This window comes from Nonomuraea bangladeshensis, from assembly GCF_039529455.1.
Taxonomy (GTDB): Bacteria; Actinomycetota; Actinomycetes; order Streptosporangiales; family Streptosporangiaceae; genus Nonomuraea; species Nonomuraea bangladeshensis.
Genome location: NZ_BAAAMV010000003.1, coordinates 38,594 through 55,992 on the forward strand (window position 1 = coordinate 38,594; position 17,399 = coordinate 55,992).

General features: G+C 73.3%; 17 protein-coding genes. 12 read left to right on the top strand and 5 right to left on the bottom strand.

Annotated elements, in window-relative coordinates; translation table 11 throughout:
- Nucleotides 1–423: a DUF3515 domain-containing protein gene (locus ABD292_RS08370; protein ID WP_344206486.1), complete on the bottom strand. Its 423-nt coding sequence runs from the start codon at nt 421–423 to the stop codon at nt 1–3.
- 28 nt (nt 424–451) lie between these two features.
- Complete coding sequence (locus tag ABD292_RS08375; RefSeq protein WP_242379215.1) at nt 452–685, bottom strand: Lrp/AsnC family transcriptional regulator; 234 nt, start codon at nt 683–685, stop codon at nt 452–454.
- A gap of 47 nt (nt 686–732) precedes the next feature.
- On the opposite strand from ABD292_RS08375, the gene ABD292_RS08380 reads away from it, so the two are divergent.
- The 3 genes from ABD292_RS08380 (at nt 733) to thiD (ending at nt 4,880) form a co-directional block, all read left to right on the top strand.
- A complete protein-coding gene (locus ABD292_RS08380; RefSeq protein WP_344206488.1) occupies nt 733–1,701 on the top strand; it encodes a thiamine-phosphate kinase in 969 nt (322 codons plus the stop codon).
- A gap of 270 nt (nt 1,702–1,971) precedes the next feature.
- On the top strand, nt 1,972–4,059 hold the full coding sequence (locus tag ABD292_RS08385) for a hypothetical protein (RefSeq protein WP_344206489.1): 2,088 nt from the start codon (nt 1,972–1,974) through the stop codon (nt 4,057–4,059).
- Nucleotides 4,060–4,076: 17 nt separating this feature from the next.
- Nucleotides 4,077–4,880 (top strand): bifunctional hydroxymethylpyrimidine kinase/phosphomethylpyrimidine kinase, encoded by an 804-nt coding sequence (thiD, locus tag ABD292_RS08390; protein ID WP_344206490.1) that lies wholly within the window; start codon nt 4,077–4,079, stop codon nt 4,878–4,880.
- Between the two features lie 321 nt (nt 4,881–5,201).
- Here thiD and rpmB read toward each other — a convergent pair whose 3' ends face one another.
- Entirely contained in the window at nt 5,202–5,387 is a 186-nt protein-coding gene (rpmB, locus tag ABD292_RS08395) for a 50S ribosomal protein L28 (RefSeq protein WP_043618345.1), read from the bottom strand.
- A gap of 210 nt (nt 5,388–5,597) precedes the next feature.
- Here rpmB and ABD292_RS08400 point away from each other — a divergent pair, with 210 nt between their 5' ends.
- From ABD292_RS08400 to mutM, 8 genes are all read left to right on the top strand, one after another.
- Nucleotides 5,598–7,142 carry a DAK2 domain-containing protein gene (locus ABD292_RS08400; RefSeq protein WP_344206491.1) on the top strand — a complete coding sequence of 515 codons (1,545 nt, stop codon included), beginning with the start codon at nt 5,598–5,600 and terminating at the stop codon, nt 7,140–7,142.
- A 54-nt stretch (nt 7,143–7,196) separates the two neighbouring features.
- Nucleotides 7,197–9,383 carry an ATP-dependent DNA helicase RecG gene (gene recG, locus ABD292_RS08405; protein WP_344206492.1) on the top strand — a complete coding sequence of 729 codons (2,187 nt, stop codon included), beginning with the start codon at nt 7,197–7,199 and terminating at the stop codon, nt 9,381–9,383.
- Between the two features lie 383 nt (nt 9,384–9,766).
- Nucleotides 9,767–10,336 carry a 16S rRNA (guanine(966)-N(2))-methyltransferase RsmD gene (gene rsmD / locus ABD292_RS08410; protein ID WP_344206493.1) on the top strand — a complete coding sequence of 190 codons (570 nt, stop codon included), beginning with the start codon at nt 9,767–9,769 and terminating at the stop codon, nt 10,334–10,336.
- A gap of 14 nt (nt 10,337–10,350) precedes the next feature.
- Nucleotides 10,351–10,827, top strand: a complete 477-nt coding sequence (gene coaD / locus ABD292_RS08415) for a pantetheine-phosphate adenylyltransferase (protein ID WP_344206494.1) — start codon at nt 10,351–10,353, stop codon at nt 10,825–10,827.
- 54 nt (nt 10,828–10,881) lie between these two features.
- Entirely contained in the window at nt 10,882–11,451 is a 570-nt protein-coding gene (locus ABD292_RS08420; protein ID WP_371251570.1) for a YceD family protein, read from the top strand.
- Between the two features lies 1 nt (nt 11,452).
- Nucleotides 11,453–11,632: a 50S ribosomal protein L32 gene (rpmF, locus tag ABD292_RS08425; protein ID WP_033409409.1), complete on the top strand. Its 180-nt coding sequence runs from the start codon at nt 11,453–11,455 to the stop codon at nt 11,630–11,632.
- Nucleotides 11,633–11,946: 314 nt separating this feature from the next.
- Nucleotides 11,947–12,681, top strand: a complete 735-nt coding sequence (gene rnc / locus ABD292_RS08430) for a ribonuclease III (protein ID WP_020543958.1) — start codon at nt 11,947–11,949, stop codon at nt 12,679–12,681.
- Nucleotides 12,682–12,704: 23 nt separating this feature from the next.
- A complete protein-coding gene (mutM, locus tag ABD292_RS08435; protein WP_344206495.1) occupies nt 12,705–13,559 on the top strand; it encodes a bifunctional DNA-formamidopyrimidine glycosylase/DNA-(apurinic or apyrimidinic site) lyase in 855 nt (284 codons plus the stop codon).
- On the opposite strand, the gene ABD292_RS08440 is transcribed toward mutM, so the two are convergent.
- Nucleotides 13,498–14,658, bottom strand: coding sequence for an MFS transporter (locus ABD292_RS08440; protein WP_344206496.1), 1,161 nt, complete (start codon nt 14,656–14,658; stop codon nt 13,498–13,500). The two genes, mutM and ABD292_RS08440, sit on opposite strands and share 62 nt — an antisense overlap.
- 179 nt (nt 14,659–14,837) lie before the next feature.
- Here ABD292_RS08440 and ABD292_RS08445 point away from each other — a divergent pair, with 179 nt between their 5' ends.
- On the top strand, nt 14,838–15,857 hold the full coding sequence (locus tag ABD292_RS08445; RefSeq protein ID WP_344206497.1) for a LacI family DNA-binding transcriptional regulator: 1,020 nt from the start codon (nt 14,838–14,840) through the stop codon (nt 15,855–15,857).
- Here the strand turns inward: ABD292_RS08445 and ABD292_RS08450 are convergent.
- The gene (locus ABD292_RS08450) at nt 15,854–17,392 is read right to left on the bottom strand and encodes a glycoside hydrolase family 43 protein (RefSeq protein ID WP_344206498.1); all 1,539 of its coding nucleotides are present in this window, start codon (nt 17,390–17,392) and stop codon (nt 15,854–15,856) included. The two genes, ABD292_RS08445 and ABD292_RS08450, sit on opposite strands and share 4 nt — an antisense overlap.
- Nucleotides 17,393–17,399: the final 7 nt, after the last annotated feature.

Sequence of the window (17,399 nt, forward strand, 5' to 3'; positions counted from 1 at the left end):
TCATCCCGCCATCCGGCCCACCGGGCCGGACAGCTCGGCGAGCACGTCGCCGGGCGTGTGGCCGCCGCCGATCGTGACCTCCACGTACGCGGTGTCCGTCACGGCGGTGTACAACGCGGGCCGCTCGGGGTCGGCGAACCAGCCGACGCCGTTGATCTCCTGGAGCTGGTCCGTCGGCGCCATCCGCACCGGGCGGGGCACGCCGCAGCGCAGCGCGATCGCGCCGTCCCCCCAGACGGCGACGTACGGCGAAGGCGGCTCCGACGTGCCGCGCTCGGCACCGTCGAGGGACGCGGGCAGCAGCGTGGCCAGCTTGTCGCAGGCGGCGACCGCCGGGCCCGCGGGCACCGGCGGCTCCACCTGGACGGTGCCGCCGCAACCGGCGAGCGCTAGGAGAACGAGCAGGACGGCGGCGGCACGCATGCGACGACTACCTTCGGAACGGGACGGCTCAGATGTGGACGATCGGACACGTCAGCGTACGCGTGATCCCTTCCACCGCCTGAATCTGGGCCACCACCAGCTTGCCCAGCTCGTCCACGTTACGGGCCTCCGCGCGGACGATCACGTCGTAGGGACCGGTCACGTCCTCCGCCTGCGTCACACCGGGGATCCCGGAGATCTCCCCGGCCACTGCGGCGGCCTTGCCGACCTCGGTCTGAATAAGGATGTAGGCCTGCACCATCACGTCCTCCCGGGCGATTGGATCACGCCGAAGGGCCACCGTACCCTGTGTGCGTCAGGAGGTGCGTCATCACAGTCGGGGATCTCGGCGAATTCGGCGTGGTAAATCGTATTACCGGCCGTCTTCCCCAGGGAGCGGCAGTAATGCTGGGTCCGGGGGACGACGCGGCGCTCGTCGCCGCCCCCGACGGGCGGGTCGTGGTCTCCACCGATCTGCTGCTGGAGGGCCGGCACTTCCGGCGCGACTGGTCCAGCCCGTACGACGTGGGCCGCAAGGCCGCCGCCCAGAACCTCGCCGACGTCGCCGCCATGGGCGCTGCCCCGACCGCGCTGGTGATCGGCCTCGGCATCCCCGCCGACCTGCCCGTGACCTGGCTGGACGGGCTGACCGACGGCTTTCGCGACGAGTGCGCGGTCGTCGGCGCGAGCGTGGCCGGGGGCGACGTGACCCGGTGCGACCTGGTGGTCCTCGGGGTCACCGCGCTGGGCGACCTGGGCGGGCGGGCCCCCGTCCGGCGGGACGGCGCACGGCCGGGGCAGGTCGTGGCGGTGGCGGGGCGGCTCGGGCACGCGGCGGCCGGGCTCGCGCTGCTCGACGCCGGGGTGCCGGCCCGTACCGAGGCGCTGGAACGGGCGGTGGCGGCGCACCGGCGGCCCTGCCCGCCGTACGAGGAGGGGCCGCGCGCCGCCGAGCTGGGCGCGAGCGCGATGCTGGACGTCAGCGACGGGCTGCTGCAGGACCTCGGGCACGTGGCCACGGCGAGCGGGGTGCGGATCGAGCTGGATCCGCAGGCGTTCACGGTGGGCGAGCCGGTGCTGGCGGCGGCCAAGGAGCTGGGGGCCGATCCCTTGGAATGGGTGCTCACGGGTGGCGAGGATCACGCGCTCGCGGCGGTCTTTCCCGCCGGGGTGCGGTTGCCCGCGGAGTGGCAGGTCATGGGGCGGGTGGTCGAAGGTGAAGGGATTCTCGTGTACGGGCGAGAAATGGGACGTGGCGGCTGGGATCACTTTCGGTAGTGATCTGTCCCGATTTTTGGGATATTTTCCCGGTTTGGGGTACGACTAGTGGGATTGCTGTGACAACGGCGTAGCAAAGGTGTTATGAAGATTGGCGGCCAACTGTAACCGGCAGAAAGGGCAGCCATGGGCCGCCACGGCACAGGTGGATCCGACGACGGGGATGAACGGGGGAGCAGTAGCGCATTCTGGGGTCCTGACGAGGAGGCCGAGCCGCCGGGCTGGCCGTCCCTGCCGGACCGGCCCGAGGTCACGGGGCAGTGGGCCCCGATGCGGCGCCGCGAGGGCGAGCCGCCGCGCGGGCCGGGGGCCGAGCCGTTCGAGGTCACCGGAGCTTTCGCGCTGCCCACCGACTCCGCCGGCGGACCCGCGAGTGCCTTCCCGCCGCCCCCTGGCGACCAGGCCGGCCCCTTCGAGGTGACGGGCGCCTTCGCCCGCCCCGCAGATTGGGACGCCCCCTCTCCCGGCACCCCCGCCCTCCCTGGCGACCCCGCCTTCGGGCCTGGAGCCCCTGGTTCCGCCTTCCCCGGCGACCCCGCTTCCGGCCCTCGGCCCGCCGGCTCCGGCTTCCCCGGCGATCCCGCCGGCTCCCGCGGCCCTGGGGCCGGCTTGCCTGGCGATCCCGCCGGCGGTCCGCGGACTCCGGGCGGAGCCGCCTCGTTCGGCGGGCCCGCCACAGGTGACTTCGACGTACCAGGGCCGGTTGACAGGGCTCCGGGACGTGGCGACGGCCCCCGGCCTGGTGGCGGCTTCTTCGACGCCCCCGCCGAGCGCACCGCCGCATTCCCCGGCCCGTCCGGCCCGCAGGACGCCCAGAGCGGCGCCCCCTTCGGCCCCGGCTCGTTCGGCGCCCCCACCGGCCCCGGCGGCACCGGCCCCTTCGACCGGCCCGGCGGCACTGGCCCCTTCGACCAGGTCGGCGGCCCCAGCTCCGGTCGTCCCGGCGGTACTGGCCCGTTCGACCAGCCCGGCGGCACTGGCCCCTTCGACCAGGTCGGCGGTCCTGGCTCTGCCGACCGATCCGGCGGCACCGGCCCCTTCGACCGGCCCGGTGGCACCGGCCCCTTCGACCAGCCCACCGGGACTGGTCCTTTCGGCCGGCCGAGTGGGACCGGTCCCTTTGACCAGCCCGGCGCGACCGGGCCCGGGAGTGACCCCTTCGCGCGGCCGATGCGCGGTGAAGGGTTCTTCGACGATCAGGAAGGGCAGGCCGGAGGCGCGTTCGACGGCCCGGCCGACCGTACCGCCAGGTTCGACGCGCCCCCTGCGGGCCCGCCCATGCCCGGCGACATCAAGGTGGCCGGCGAGCCCACGGCGGCGGTCAGGACCCCGGCGTGGGCGGAGGCCGAGACCGGCTTCCTCACCTCCGGCTGGTCCGCCGACTCGGGCCTCGACGACCTCGACGACCAGGACGAGCCCAAGGGCCGCCGCGGCCGCCGCAAGGACCGCGACGGCGACAAGGACCGCGACAGCGACAGCGGCCGGGGCGGTGGCCGCGGCGGCAGGGGCAGGGGCGACGACCTGGCCGCCCCGTCGTCGTCCGGCGGCGGCAAGGGCCGCATGGCGTTGCTGTCCGTCGCCGCCGTGGCCGTGGTGCTCGGCGGCACGGTGGCGGGCGTGAAGCTGATGAGCTCCGGCGACCCGGCCAAGTGCGAGGGCGCGACCTGCGCGGCCGTACAGAAGACCCCGGCCGCCCCCGGCCCCTCCGTCGCCGACCCGGCGGCGGAGGAAGAGGAGAGCGAGCCCGAGGAGGAGCCGACGGCGGACGAGGAGAAGACCACGCCGTCCGGCCGTCCGACGCCCACCGCCTCGTACGTCGCCCGCGCCCCCCGCCGCACCACCTCGCCCACGCCGAAGCCCACCAGGACCAGGGTGAAGGCGTCCGCGCAGCCGACCAAGCGGGTGACGGAGGAGCCGACGGGCGCGGAGGAGAGCGACACGCTCACCCCCAACCCGAACCCCGAGCCCTCCTCGGACGGCGGCGCGACCGAGGCCCCTTCGCAGCCGACTCCCGTCGACACCGACCGCCCCGGCCCGTTCGGGCAGGGCGGCGCCGCCGGCGGCTCGATCAACGTCCAGCAGACGATCAAGCAGCGCGTCGGCTCCTACTCGGCGAGCCTCAAGGTCGCGAACACCTCGACGCGGGCGCTGGCCGCCCCCACGGTCTCGGTGCCGGTCGAGGGCAAGGTGCTGAGCGTGCGCGGCGCGACCTGGACGCAGGACGGAGACCTGCTGATCCTGGACGTGCCGAGCACCCTGGCGGCCGGTGACTCGGCGGAGGTCACGTTCACCGCTACGGGCAAGGGCGAGCAGGCGGAGACCTGCGGCATGGTCAGCGGGGAGTGCGCCGTCACCTGACCGGGTCAAATGGTTGGATGGGGGACATGACGGTTTCGACCCCTCCACGCGTGCTCACCGTCGCCGGCTCCGACTCCGGGGGAGGCGCGGGCATCCAGGCCGACCTGAAGACCATGATGGCCATGGGCGTCCACGGCATGAGCGTCATCGCGGCGGTGACCGCGCAGAACTCGCTCGGCGTCCAGGGCTACTGGGAGCTGCCGCCCGAGGCTGTACGGGCGCAGCTCGACTCCGTGCTCGGCGACATCGGCACGCAGGCGGTCAAGACCGGCATGCTGGCCTCGCCCGTCCTGGTCGAGGTGGTCGCCGAAGTCCTCGGCCGGTACGGCGCGCCGGTCGTCGTCGATCCCGTCGGGGTGTCCAAGCACGGCGATTCGCTGCTCGCGGAGGAGGCCGTGGAGACGATGCGCACCCGGCTGCTCCCGGTGGCCACGGTGGCGACGCCGAACCTGTGGGAGGTCGAGCAGCTCACCTCGGTCAAGGTCGAGGACGAGAACGGCCTGCGCCGCGCGGCCGACGCCGTCCTCGCGCTGGGCCCCAAGTGGGCGCTGATCAAGGGCGGCCACCTGCCGGGCGCGCCGGTGGACCTGCTGACCGACGGCGCCGAGGAGCACCGCTTCGCCGCTGAGCGCCACGACAACCGCCACACTCATGGCACCGGCTGCACGCTGGCCTCGGCCATCGCCTCCCGCCTCGCGCTGGGCGACGACGTGCCGGAGGCGGTGCGGGCGGCCAAGGAGTACGTGACCGGCGCCATCGCCCACGGCTTCCCTCTGGGCGAGGGCATCGGCCCCGTGGACCACGCCTGGCGCTGGCGCTGACCCGCCGCCGCAACGCGGGCGAAGGCCCAACGACGGGCCCAATGACGGATCCATTGAAGGGCCAACGACGGACCCAACGACGGGGACGCCTGCACTCGTGCCTGACGGCGGGTCTGGCCGCGCGGGCCCGGACGACGGGCCTAACGACGGGCACAACGACGGGGACGCCTGCGCGCGTGCCTGACGGCGGGTCTGGCGGCGTGGGCCCGGACGACGGGCCCGACCAAGGCCCGACCGTGGGCCGACCAAGGGCCCGGAGGCGGGCATGACAAAGGCCCGCTGCTCCCGAAAGGGCGGCGGGCCTTCGCGCGGTGAAAGAACTTAGCGGGTGACCTTGCCCGCCTTGATGCACGAGGTGCACACGTTCAGCTTCTTCGGCGTGCCGCCGACGACCGCGCGCACCGTCTGGATGTTGGGGTTCCAACGACGGCGGGTGCGGCGGTGGGAGTGGGACACGTTGTTACCGAAGGTCGGCCCCTTGCGGCAGACATCGCAGACGGAAGCCACGGTATCGCTCCTTAAAACAGTCGATGTAGCCCTGTCCGCTGATGCTTTCCGGGCGGAGGGCATGCCGGGACAACCGGCCAGCCAGACGAGAATATCCGATCCATACCGCTGGGCGCGAACTGGAGCACTGGCCGGGAGACCTGATCAGCCCCGGCACGGAGATATTCTCCATCGACAACGGTAGCGCACGCGGGAGCACGGAGGCGCCGGATGGAGATCCTCGACCCGCCCGCGGTGCGCCGCTGGGCGCGGCTGGCGGCCGACGCGCTCGGCCGGGCCAGGACGGACATCGACGCGCTCAACGTGTTCCCGGTGGCCGACGGAGACACCGGCACCAACCTGCACCTGACCCTGCTGTCCGCGGCCGAGGCCGTCGAGTCCCTGCCCGACGACGTGGACGTGGCCGTGGTGTGGCAGACGCTGTCGTACGGCGCCCTGGTGGGCGCGCGGGGCAACTCCGGCGTGATCGTCAGCCAGGCCCTGCGCGGCCTGGCCGAGGTGCTGAAGGACGGCCACGACCTGCGGGCCGCGCTGCACCGGGCCGCCGCGCTGGCCAGGGAGGCCGTGGCCAGGCCCGTGGAGGGCACGGTGCTGAGCGTGCTGGAGTCGGCCGCGCTGGCCGTACAGGAGCTGGACGGCGACCTGGCCGAGGTGGCGCGGCGGGCGGCGGGCGAGGCCAGGGCGGCGCTCGGGCGCACCACGCGCCAGCTCGACGTGCTGGCCCGCAGCGGCGTCGTGGACGCGGGCGGCGCCGGTGCGGCGATCGTCCTGGAGACCCTGGCCGCGGTCGTCACCGGCTCCTACGACGGCCACTACGACGTGCCCGCCCCGGCAGCCCGGCTCAAGCCGATGACCGAGGCCGGGGGAGGCTACGAGGTGATGTACCTGCTGGACGCCGACGACGACGCCGTGGCGGCGCTGCGCGCGGAGCTGGACGCGATGGGCGACTCGCTGGTCGTGGTCGGCGGCGACGGCCTCTGGAACGTGCACGTCCACGTGCCGGAGGCCGGCCCCGCCGTGGAGGCGGGGATGCGGGCGGGGCGGCCGCACCGGATCCGGATCACCTATCTGGCCGAGCGCGCCCGCCACGCCGAGGCGGGTCGGGGCGTGGTGGCCGTGGCCGCGGGCGACGGCATCGCCGCGCTGTTCGAGGAGTGCGGAGCCGTCGTGGTGCGCCGCGAGCCCGGCTCGCGGCCGCCGCTGCCCGCCCTGCTGGCGGCGATCCGCCAGGCGGGCAGCGAGGTCGTGGTCCTGCCCAACGACGAGGGCGTCGGCGACGTGGCCGCCGCGGCGGCCGAGATCGCCCGTCAGGACGGGCAGGCGGTCAGCGTGCTGCCCACGCGGGCGACCGTGCAGGGCCTCGCCGCGCTCGCCGTGCACGATCCGCTGCGCCGCTTCGCCGACGACGTGGTGGCGATGGCGGACGCGGCCGGCCAGACCCGCTGCGGCCACGTGACGGTGGCCGGCGAGGAGGCGTTCACCAGCGCCGGGGTGTGCCGCACCGGCGACGTGCTCGGCCTCATCGAGGGCGACGTGGCGGTGATCGGCGGCGCGCTCGATCAGGTGGCGGCCCTGGTCGTGGACCGCCTGGTGGCGGCCGGCGGCGAGCTGGTCACCCTGATCACGGGCGCCGGCGCCCCGCCGGGCCTCGCCGAGGGCGTGGAGGAGCACCTGCGGCTCACCCGGCCGGACGTCGACCTCGCCGTGTACGCGGGCGGCCAGGGCGGCTACCCCCTGCTCATCGGAGTCGAGTGACGCGCCGGGGGATGGCGGGATTCCTGTCGGCCGCAGGCGGTAGAACTTAATGCCGTGAGCCGTTTCGACGAGCCTCTGACGAAGGCGCTCGACCCGAAGACCGCCAAGCTGCTGCACAGCGTGCTCGGCCTGGAGACGGTCGGCGACCTGCTGCGCCACTATCCACGCCGCTACGCCGAGCGCGGCGAGCTGACCTCGCTCGCCGACCTGGAGGTGGACGAGCACGTCACGGTGGTGGGCGAGGTCACCCGGCTGATGCGCAAGCCGATGCGCAACCGGGGCGGCACCTGGCTGGAGGTCGAGGTCGCCGACGGCAGCGGCGACAAGATCTACCTGTCGTTCTTCGGCAAGGGCTCCCATGCGGCCGAGTCGCGGCTCAAGCCGGGGCGGCGCGGCATGTTCGCCGGCAAGGTGGGGCTGTTCGGGGCGCGCGGCCGGCCGCGCTGGCAGCTCGCGCATCCGGAGTTCGAGCTGTTCGAGGAGGAGGACGAGGGCGGCGCGGCGGAGTTCGCGGCCGCGCCGGTGCCGATCTACCCGGCGGGCAAGGACCTCACGCCGTGGGCCATCCGGCGGGCGATCGGCGTCGTGCTCGACACCCTCGGCCCGCTCGACGATCCGCTGCCCGCCGAGCTGCGGGCCCGTCACAAGCTGCAGCCGCTGGCCGAGGCGCTGGCGGGCATCCACCGGCCGAAGGACTTCGCCGAGATGGGGCGGGCACGGCAGCGGCTGAAGTTCGACGAGGCGTTCGTGCTCCAGTCGGTGCTGCTCCAGCGCCGCCAGGCGGCCACCGCCTGGCCCGCGCGGCCCCGGCCGCGGCGCGAAGACGGCCTGCTGGCCTCGTTCGACGAGCGGCTGCCGTTCGCGCTGACGGAGGGGCAGGCCGCGGTCGGCGAGGAGATCGCCGACGACCTCGCCCGCGAGCACCCGATGCACCGCCTGCTCCAGGGCGAGGTGGGCGCGGGCAAGACCGTGGTGGCGCTGCGCGCGATGCTCCAGGTCGTCGACGCGGGCGGCCAGGCCGCGCTGCTGGCGCCCACCGAGGTGCTGGCCCAGCAGCACCACCGCTCGATCACGGCCATGCTGGGCGACCTCGCGCAGGGCGGCATGTTCGGCGGCACGGCGGTCACGCTGCTGACCGGCTCGATGGGCGCGCCCGCCCGCCGCGCGGCCCTGCTCGACGCCGCCTCGGGCAACGCCGGGATCGTGGTCGGCACGCACGCGCTGCTCCAGGAGCACGTGCAGTTCGCCGATCTCGGGCTGGTGGTGGTGGACGAGCAGCACCGGTTCGGGGTGGAGCAGCGTGACGCGCTGCGCGAGAAGGCCGGTGACGCCCGGCCGCACGTGCTGGTCATGACAGCGACGCCGATCCCGCGCACGGTCGCGATGACGGTCTTCGGCGACCTGGAGGTCTCCACGCTGTCGCAGCTCCCGTCCGGGCGGGCGCCGATCACCACGCACGTCGTCCCGGCCGCCGAGAAGCCCCACTACCTGGAGCGCACCTGGGAGCGGGTGCGGGAGGAGGTGGCGCTGGGCCGGCAGGCCTACATCGTGTGCCCGCGCATCGGCGACCTGGAGGGCGACGAGGGCGACCTGCAGGTGGCGGCGGCCTCGGGCGACGACGAGCGGCGCCCGCCGCTGGCCGTGCTCGACGTGGCCGAGCTGCTGACCCAGGGGCCCTTCCACGACCTGCGGGTGGGCGTCCTGCACGGCAAGCTGCCGCCGGAGGAGAAGGACGCGATCATGCGCTCGTTCTCGCGCGGCGAGCTCGACGTGCTGATCGCGACCACGGTGATCGAGGTCGGCGTCGACGTCCCCAACTCCTCGGTGATGATCATCATGGACGCCGACCGCTTCGGCGTCTCCCAGCTCCACCAGCTCCGCGGCCGGGTGGGCCGGGGTGGCCTGCCCGGCCTGTGCCTGCTGGTCTCCGACTTCCCCGCGGGCACCCCCGCCCGCGCCAGGCTCGACGCGGTGGCCGCCACGCTCGACGGTTTCGAGCTGTCCCGGGTCGACCTGGAGCAGCGCCGCGAGGGCGACGTCCTGGGGGCCGCCCAGTCGGGCAAGCGCAGCTCGCTGAAGCTGCTGCAGCTCCTGCGCGACGAGGACGTGATCGCCGCGGCCCGTGAGGAGGCCGCCGCGCTGCTCGCCGAGGACGCCGACCTCGCCGGCCACCCGGCCCTGCGGGCCGAGATCGACCGGCTGCTGCAGGACGAACGGGCCGAATACCTGGAGAAGACCTGAGCGGGCGGCGCAGGAGAGCCGGAGCAAGAGCGCTGGAAGAGAGCACGGGAGCAACAGCGCTGGGAGAGAGCGCGGGAGTAACAGCGCGGAAGCAGAGGAAGCAACAGCACGGAAGCAGCAGCGGGGAAGAAAGAAGAAACCCAGCCGCGGGGACGGCCTCCCCCCGAATGCCGTCCCCGGCTGGGCCCACCCTCGGGTCAGGTGCCGAGGGAACCGGCGTGCGGAAGGGCTCACGATCACGCCGGTCGGCCTTCATGTGGGTCATCTTGAAGGCCGCAGACTCATCATGCGTGCCGTCCCGGCCGAAGCCAACGACCCTTGCTCAGCCGAGGCCGACACTTGTCCACTCTTGACCTGCGGGAACATGCGAAAGAATGGGGCACATGACTCGGATCATCGCGGGGAGCGCAGGTGGCAGGCGGCTGGCGGTGCCGCCGGGGCGTGGCACGAGGCCGACCAGCGACAGGGCCAGAGAAGGCATCTTCTTGACGCTCGGCTCCCTGTACGGCCTCGACGAGGTCCGTTTCCTCGACCTCTACGCGGGCTCCGGCGCGATCGGCCTGGAGGCGCTGTCGCGCGGGGCCGCCGAGGCGGTGCTGGTCGAGTCCGACCCGAAGGCGGTGCGGACGATCAAGGACAACGTCCGCACGCTGGGCCTGGAGGGCGCGCGGGTGGTCGCGGACAAGGTCACCCGGCTGCTCGCCAAGCCGCCCGAGGGCGGCCCGTTCGACGTCGTCTTCGCCGATCCCCCTTACGCGGTGCCGGACGCGGAAGTGACGACCGTGCTTGAGCTGCTGCGGGACCACGGCTGGCTGGTTGACGACGGGCTGGTGGCTTTCGAGCGGGAAAGCAGGGGAAAAGCCCTTGTGTGGCCTGACGGGTACGTTGAGGAGAGGGTCCGTCGTTATGGCGAAGCGTCCGTTTGGTACGGTCGCGCCGCCGGGAACCCGTAGACCTGGGAGGCGTCTTGCGCCGCGTAGTCTGCCCGGGGTCGTTCGACCCCATCACCAATGGCCATCTCGACATCATCGGACGTGCGGCCCGCCTGTACGACGAGGTGACCGTGGCGGTCCTCATCAACGTCGAGAAGAGCAGCCTGTTCACCGTCGACGAACGCATCGAGATCCTGCAGACGGTCACGAAGGATTTCGCGAACGTCACCGTCAGGAAGTTCCACGGCCTGCTCGTGGACTTCTGCAAGCAGAACGACATCCCCGCCATCGTCAAGGGCATCAGGGTGGTCAGCGACTTCGACTACGAACTGCAGATGGCCCAGCTCAACTACCGCCTGTCGGGGGTGGAGACGCTGTTCATGCCGACCAACCCCGAATACTCGTTCCTGTCCTCCAGCAGGGTCAAGGAGATCGCCCGCTATGGTGGAGACGTGTCGGGCCTGGTGCCCGACCTCGTGCACAAGCTCCTCGTCGAGCGGCTCAGGGGCTGAACGCGACCTGCTATCCTTTCATTTCGGCCTTGTACGACGGCGAGCATCTTCGCCATGCCTAGCGAGATCAGGATGACTCAGCACCTCGACCCCCGCTCCCCGTGGGTGATCTCCACTCATGACCTGGGCAAGCGGCCGGGCACGATGCGGCAGATGACCCTGACGCTCCCGGCACCGGCAGACCTCGGCGTCGACATGATCGGTGTCCCCAAGGACGCCGAAGTCGAGCTGGATCTCCGGTTCGAAGCAGTGATGGAAGGCGTGCTCGTGTCCGGCACGGCGCGCGCCCCGCTCGCCGGGGAGTGCGCCCGCTGCCTCGACCCGATGTCCTCGGACATCGAGGTCGATCTGCAGGAGCTGTTCTTCTACTCCGACGAGGACGCCTCGGAGGACGACTCGCTGCTCGACGGCGAGCTGCTCGACCTCGAGCCGACGTTCCGCGACGCGGTGGTGCTCGCACTGCCGCTGAGCCCCGTGTGCCGCGAGGACTGCGAAGGGCTCTGCGCGGAGTGCGGGGTCAAGCTGGCCGAGGCCGGCGACGACCACCGGCACGAGGTGATCGATGCCCGCTGGGCGTCGTTGCAAGGTCTGATTTCCGACAAAGATAACGATCAGGAGAAGTGACGTGGCCGTCCCGAAGCGAAAGATGTCGCGGAGCAACACCCGCGCCCGTCGCTCCCAGTGGAAGACGACTGCCGTCGCCCTGGTGAGCTGCCCGCAGTGCCGTTCGCCGAAGCAGCCGCACATCGCGTGCCCCACCTGCGGCACCTACAACCGCCGTCAGGTCATCGAGCCGTCCGCCTGATCCGCCGGCACGACCGGACCTCTGCCGGATGGACCGCCGCCGCCTTTCGTGCTTGGTTGAAAGCGTGGCGGCAGTCACACGGCAGGTTTCTCGTCAGCAGTTGACGTGATGCCGACCGAGTGCCATTGTGCCTCGGTCGGCGTTACCGTCTCAGATGCGTGCGGCGGCGGTTCGCCCGCGGCCGTGGTGGACGCCGGGGCCAACGCGATCACCCCGACGCCCACCACGTTTTCGGGCATCTTCCCGCCAGTCGGCGCGCCATCGCCATAGGAAGATGTCCGAGGAGGAAGCACGTGGGCGCAGGTCCTAAGCCCGTGGCCGTCGAAGTAGCCAGGGACGAGCTGGAGCGGGTTCTGTCGGTCGGGCTCGACCACGACATTCTTGAGCGGGCGCTGACGCACCGCTCCTACGCGTACGAGAACGGCGGCCTGCCGACCAACGAGCGCCTGGAGTTCCTCGGCGACTCGGTGCTCGGCCTGGTGGTCACCGACACCCTCTACCGCAACCACCCTGACCTGCCCGAAGGGCAGCTCGCCAAACTGCGCGCGGCCGTGGTCAACATGCGCGCGCTGGCCGACGTGGCCCGCAACCTCGGCCTCGGCCGCTTCCTGCGGCTCGGCAGGGGCGAGGAGGGCACCGGCGGGCGCGACAAGTCCTCGATCCTGGCCGACACGCTGGAGGCCCTGATCGGCGCGATCTACGTCGACAAAGGGCTCGGCGAGGCGTTCCGCGTGGTCCACCTGCTGTTCGACCCGCTGATCGTGCGCTCGGCGTCGCTGGGCGCCGGGCTCGACTGGAAGACCTCGCTGCAGGAGCTCACCGCCTCCGAGGCGCTCGGCGTGCCCGAATACCACGTCGAGGAGAGCGGGCCCGACCACGCCAAGTCGTTCACCGCCATGGTGCGGGTCGGCGGCGAGTCCTACGGATCGGGCACCGGCCGCAGCAAGAAGGAGGCCGAGCAGCAGGCCGCCGAGGCGGCGTGGACCCGCATCAGGGCCCGCCGCGACGAGCGCGAGAAGCAGCGCGAGAGCCAGCCCGCCGCGGGCTGACCCGCGCGAGGAGCGGAGTCCCTGTGCCGGAGTTGCCGGAGGTCGAGGTCGTCAGGCGCGGCCTCGCCCAGTGGGTCGTCGGCCGTGAGATCGCCGACGCCGAGGTGCTGCACCCGCGCGCCGTCCGGCGGCACGCGCCCGGCGCCGACGAGTTCGCGGCCCGGCTGAAGGGCCGCACGGTCCTGTCGGCCGAGCGCCGCGGCAAATACCTGTGGCTGCCGCTGTCGGGCGCCCAGGAGGCGCTGCTGGCGCATCTGGGGATGAGCGGCCAGCTCCTGGTCGTCGATCCGCAGGCGCCGCCGGAGAAGCACCTGCGGGTCCGCCTCCGCTTCGAGGACGGCGGCCCCGACCTGCGCTTCGTCGACCAGCGCACGTTCGGGCACGTCATGCTCACCGCCCTGGTGGACGGGGTGCCCGAGCCGATCGCGCACATCGCGCCCGACCCGTTCGAGCCGGCCTTCGACGACGAGGAGTTCGCCAGGCGGCTGCGGGCCAGGCGCACCGAGGTCAAGCGGGCCCTGCTGGACCAGTCGCTGATCAGCGGCGTCGGCAACATCTACGCCGACGAGGCCCTCTGGATCTCCCGGCTGCACTGGGCCCGCCCGACGCAGACCCTCAGCAAGCCGAAGATCGCCGAGCTGCTGGCGGCGGTCCGCACCGTGATGGCCGCCGCGCTGCGGCAGGGCGGCACGTCCTTCGACAGCCTGTACGTCAACGTCAACGGCGAGAGCGGCTACTTCGAGCGCTCGCTGGAGGTCTACGGGCGGCGCGACCTGCCCTGCTCCCGGTGCGGCGCGGCGATCCGGCGGGAGGCGTTCATGAACCGCTCGTCCTACTCCTGCCCCAGATGCCAGCGGCGGCAGCGGCCAGCAGGCTGAGTGCGGCGGCCGGCCACATCGCGGCGGTGATCGACACCCCGTCCACCACCCGGCCGCCGGCCAGGGCGCCGAGCGCGATCGACAGGTTGAACGCGCTCACGAACAGCGCCGTCCCCAGCTCGCCGCCGCCTGAGCGCATGATCCACAGTTGCAGCGTCACGCCGACGCCGCCGTAGCCGAGCCCCCACACGACGACCGCGGCCAGGGGAGGGGCGGCGAGCGCCAGGGCGGCCGTGGCCAGGGCGATGAGGACGGCCAGCACGACGAGGACGGCCCTGGGGCTCCTGGCCGCACGGGCCCCCGCCGCGAAGTTGCCGGCCACGCCGGCGGCGCCGTACAGCAGGAGGGCGGCGCTGACCAGGCCGGGACCGGCCTGCCCGACCTGCTCCATGAACGGCCGCAGGTAGGTGTAGGCGGCGAAGTGGCCGCTGATGATCAGCACGGTCAGCACGACCACGAGGACGAGCGCCCGCGACATCCGGAACCCCGCCTTCGCGCCGGCCTCCGGCGCGGCGCCGGGCAGGGCCGGGAGGGTGGCGGCGAGCAGCGCGAGCAGGGCCAGGGCCACGACGCCCAGGGCGGCGAAGGCCGCCCGCCACCCGGCCGAGGAGGACACCAGCGCCGCCGCGGGCACCCCCAGCACCGACGCCACGGACACCCCGCCCAGAATGACCGACGTGGCCCGCCCGACCTGCCGCTCGGGCACCAGCCGCGCCCCGAGCCCGGCCGCGAACGCCCAGAACCCGCCGATGCTCACCCCGGTCGCCACCCGGGCCGCCAGCATGACCGCGTAGCCGGGCGCGAGCGCCGCCGCGAGATTGGCCACCGCCAGCAGCGCCATCAGCCCCATCAGCAGGGTCCTGCGGTCGGCCCGGCGGGCGGCCAAGGCCAGCGCCGGCGCGACCACGGCGGCCACCAGCCCCGGCGCGGACATGGTGAGGCCCGCCGTCCCCGGCGAGATCCCGAGGTCCGCGGCGATCGAGGTGAGCAGGCCGACGGGAAGCATCTCGCTGGTCACGATGGTGAAGGTGCCGAGGGCGACCGAGGCCACGGCGAGCGGGCGCGCCCGTACGGGGCCCGCGTCAAGGGTTGTCGTCATGCCCCTCAGCCTTCTTCCGGCCCCGTGTCGGGAACAACGGCGAAGTCCGAAGGCTTCGTTCAGTCAGGCTTAATGATCCACAGGAGGCGGACCAACCTGCCGTACGCGGACGAATATCGTGGACGAGGCCGTCACCACCAGGCGGATATGATCGCGACGCAGCGGGGGAAGCGGAGGACATGAACCGGGCGCCAGGCATGGTCGACGTGGCACGCGAGGCGGGCGTCTCGCACGTCACCGTGTCCCGCGTGCTCAACAACCACCCGTCCGTGCGCCCCGAGACGCGCGCCAGGGTCGAGGCCGCGATCGAGAAGCTCGGCTACCGCCGCAACAGCGTCGCCCGCGCACTGAAGAGCCGCCGCTCCTCGACGGTCGGCGTGGTGCTGGCCGGCACCGAGCTGTACGAGCTGCCCCGCATCCTGCGCGGCGTGCAGACGGCGGCGCAGCGCGCCGGCTACTGGGTCAACCTGGCGAGCTGGCAGGGCGGCACCACCACCGACCTGGCCGAGACGCTGCAGCGGCTCACCGACCAGGCGGTCGAGGCGATCGCCGTCATCGCCGACCGGCCGATGGTGATGGACGCGCTGACCGGCGTCGTCACGGGCGTCCCGATCTCGGTGATCATGTCCGGCAACGTGCCCAACCCGGACATCGGCTTCGTCGAGCTGGACCAGGAGCTGGGCGCGCGGCTGGCCGTCCGGCACCTGCTGGAGCTGGGGCACCGCCGCATCGTGCACCTGACGGGGTCGCTGCGGACGTTCGACGCCCGGGCCCGCGTGGAGGGCTGGCGGGCCGCGCTGAAGGACGCGCCCGAGGCTCAGGGGGAGCTGCTGGAGGGCGACTTCACCGGCAACAGCGGCTACCGGCTGGCCCACTACCTGGTCACCAGGCCCGGCGGCGAGCGGCCGACCGCGATCTTCGCGGGCAACGACCAGATGGCGATGGGCGTGCTCGCGGCCTTCGCCGAGCTGGGCGTCAAGGTGCCTGGTGACGTGTCGCTGGTCGGGTTCGACGACATCGCGGGGGCGGCCTACCTGGTGCCCGCGCTGACGACCGTCCGGCAGGACTTCTTCACGCTGGGGGAGCGCTCGATCGAGCAGGTGCTGCGGATGATGCGCGGCGAGCCGGCCTCCTCGGAGCGGATCCCGCCGGAGCTGGTAGTCCGCCGCAGCACCGCCCCGCCGAGACCGACCTCCTAGTGCTGGAGCGGCCGGTAGTCGAACCAGCGCACCAGGGCGCGGCGGCCGTCGCCCCGCCCTTGCGCGTAGAGGCCGAGGTGGACGCCGACGAACCCGCCCGCCCGCTCGGTGCTGAGCAGGGCCCGTTCGACGTCGCCGAGCCGGGTCCACTGGTCGCCGATCCGGACGCGGAAGGCGTACGCGCGCTCGTCGCCCTCGACGGCGAGCACCACCTCCTCCCCTGGAGGCAGCGGGACGGCCGCCAGGCGGGTGCCGGCCCCGGCCTCGCGGACGGTCAGCACGGCGTGCGGCGCACCGGCGGCGTCCGCGGTGAGGGCGAGGCCGGCGTGCTGGTCCTGGCTCTGGAAGACGGCGAGCCCGGCCTCCTCGTCCGGGCCGGACGCCGCGAAGCGGACGCGCGCGGCGGCGTGGAAGCGGACGTGCTGCTGCCGCCGCCCGACGAAGGCCGGCACGCCGGTGCCGCTCAGCGGCTCGGGGGCCGCCTCGATCTCCAGGCCGTCGGCGCCCGGGCGGACGAGGTGGTCGACGGGCCCGCGCAGGCTGCTCCACTCCAGGCCGGGCCCGGCGCCCTCGAAGGACGTCAGGGCGGGCGCCGGCGGGTCGTGCGGCGCGGCGGGGAGCGCGGGCAGCCGCTCGCTCAGCCGGACGCCGCCCGTCTCGGGCGCGAACACGGGCCCGGCGGGGGTCCAGGCGACGGGCACGAGGAAGACCTCGCGGCCCAGCGTGTGGGTGCCGTCGACGGGACGCACGCCGAGCGCCACGGCCCACGTCTCGCCGCCGGGCGTGTCGACCAGGTCGACGTGGCCGACGTTGTGGACGGGCTCGTCCGGGCCGCGGTGCCGGTGGGTCAGCAGGGGGCTGCGCGGGTCGGTGACGTACGGGCCGGTGACGTGGGCGGCGCGGGCGGCGGTGACGCTGTGGTTGCGCTCGGTGCCGCCCTCGGCGGCGATCAGGTGGTAGACGCCGTCGCGCTTGTACAGGTGCGGCGCCTCCACCCAGGCGCCGCGCACCGCGCCGTTCCAGAGCACGTGGGTGGGCCCGACGAGCTTGAGCCGTTCGAGGTCCAGCTCGCGCATCCACAGCTCGCCGGGGCCGCCCTCGCCCGGCGCGTCGCGGCAGGCGGTGAACCAGCAGCGGCCGTCGTCGTCGAAGAACAGCGACGGGTCGATGCCCTCGGCCTCCAGCGGCACGGGGTCCGACCACGGCCCGGCCGGGTCGGTGGCGGTGACGACGAACGTGCGGCTGCCCCGCCTGTTCACCGCCAGCGTGGAGACGACGTAGAAGGTGCCCTCGTGGTGGCGGATGGTCGGCGCCCACACCCCGTCGGAGACGTCGAGCCCGTGTAGCGGGAGCTGCCCCGGCCGGTTCAGCACGTGCGTGAGCTGCCGCCATCGCACCAGGTCACGGCTGTGGAAGAGGGGAAGCCCCGGATAGTACGCGAAGGAGGAGGTCACCAGGTAGAAGTCCGCGCCGACCCGGCAGACGGATGGGTCGGGATGGCAGCCGGGCAGGACGGGGTTGCGGAAGGTGGGCACGGGGACG

What these genes read in the sequence shown, in the direction of transcription:
- ABD292_RS08370 (WP_344206486.1), bottom strand. Translation starts at nt 423, where the DNA reads ATGCGTGCCGCCGCCGTCCTGCTCGTTCTCCTAGCGCTCGCCGGTTGC.
- ABD292_RS08375 (WP_242379215.1), bottom strand. Translation starts at nt 685, where the DNA reads ATGGTGCAGGCCTACATCCTTATTCAGACCGAGGTCGGCAAGGCCGCC.
- ABD292_RS08385 (WP_344206489.1), top strand. Translation starts at nt 1,972, where the DNA reads ATGCGGCGCCGCGAGGGCGAGCCGCCGCGCGGGCCGGGGGCCGAGCCG.
- thiD (WP_344206490.1), top strand. Translation starts at nt 4,077, where the DNA reads ATGGGGGACATGACGGTTTCGACCCCTCCACGCGTGCTCACCGTCGCC.
- ABD292_RS08400 (WP_344206491.1), top strand. Translation starts at nt 5,598, where the DNA reads ATGGAGATCCTCGACCCGCCCGCGGTGCGCCGCTGGGCGCGGCTGGCG.
- rsmD (WP_344206493.1), top strand. Translation starts at nt 9,767, where the DNA reads ATGACTCGGATCATCGCGGGGAGCGCAGGTGGCAGGCGGCTGGCGGTG.
- ABD292_RS08420 (WP_371251570.1), top strand. Translation starts at nt 10,882, where the DNA reads ATGCCTAGCGAGATCAGGATGACTCAGCACCTCGACCCCCGCTCCCCG.
- ABD292_RS08440 (WP_344206496.1), bottom strand. Translation starts at nt 14,658, where the DNA reads ATGACGACAACCCTTGACGCGGGCCCCGTACGGGCGCGCCCGCTCGCC.
- ABD292_RS08445 (WP_344206497.1), top strand. Translation starts at nt 14,838, where the DNA reads ATGAACCGGGCGCCAGGCATGGTCGACGTGGCACGCGAGGCGGGCGTC.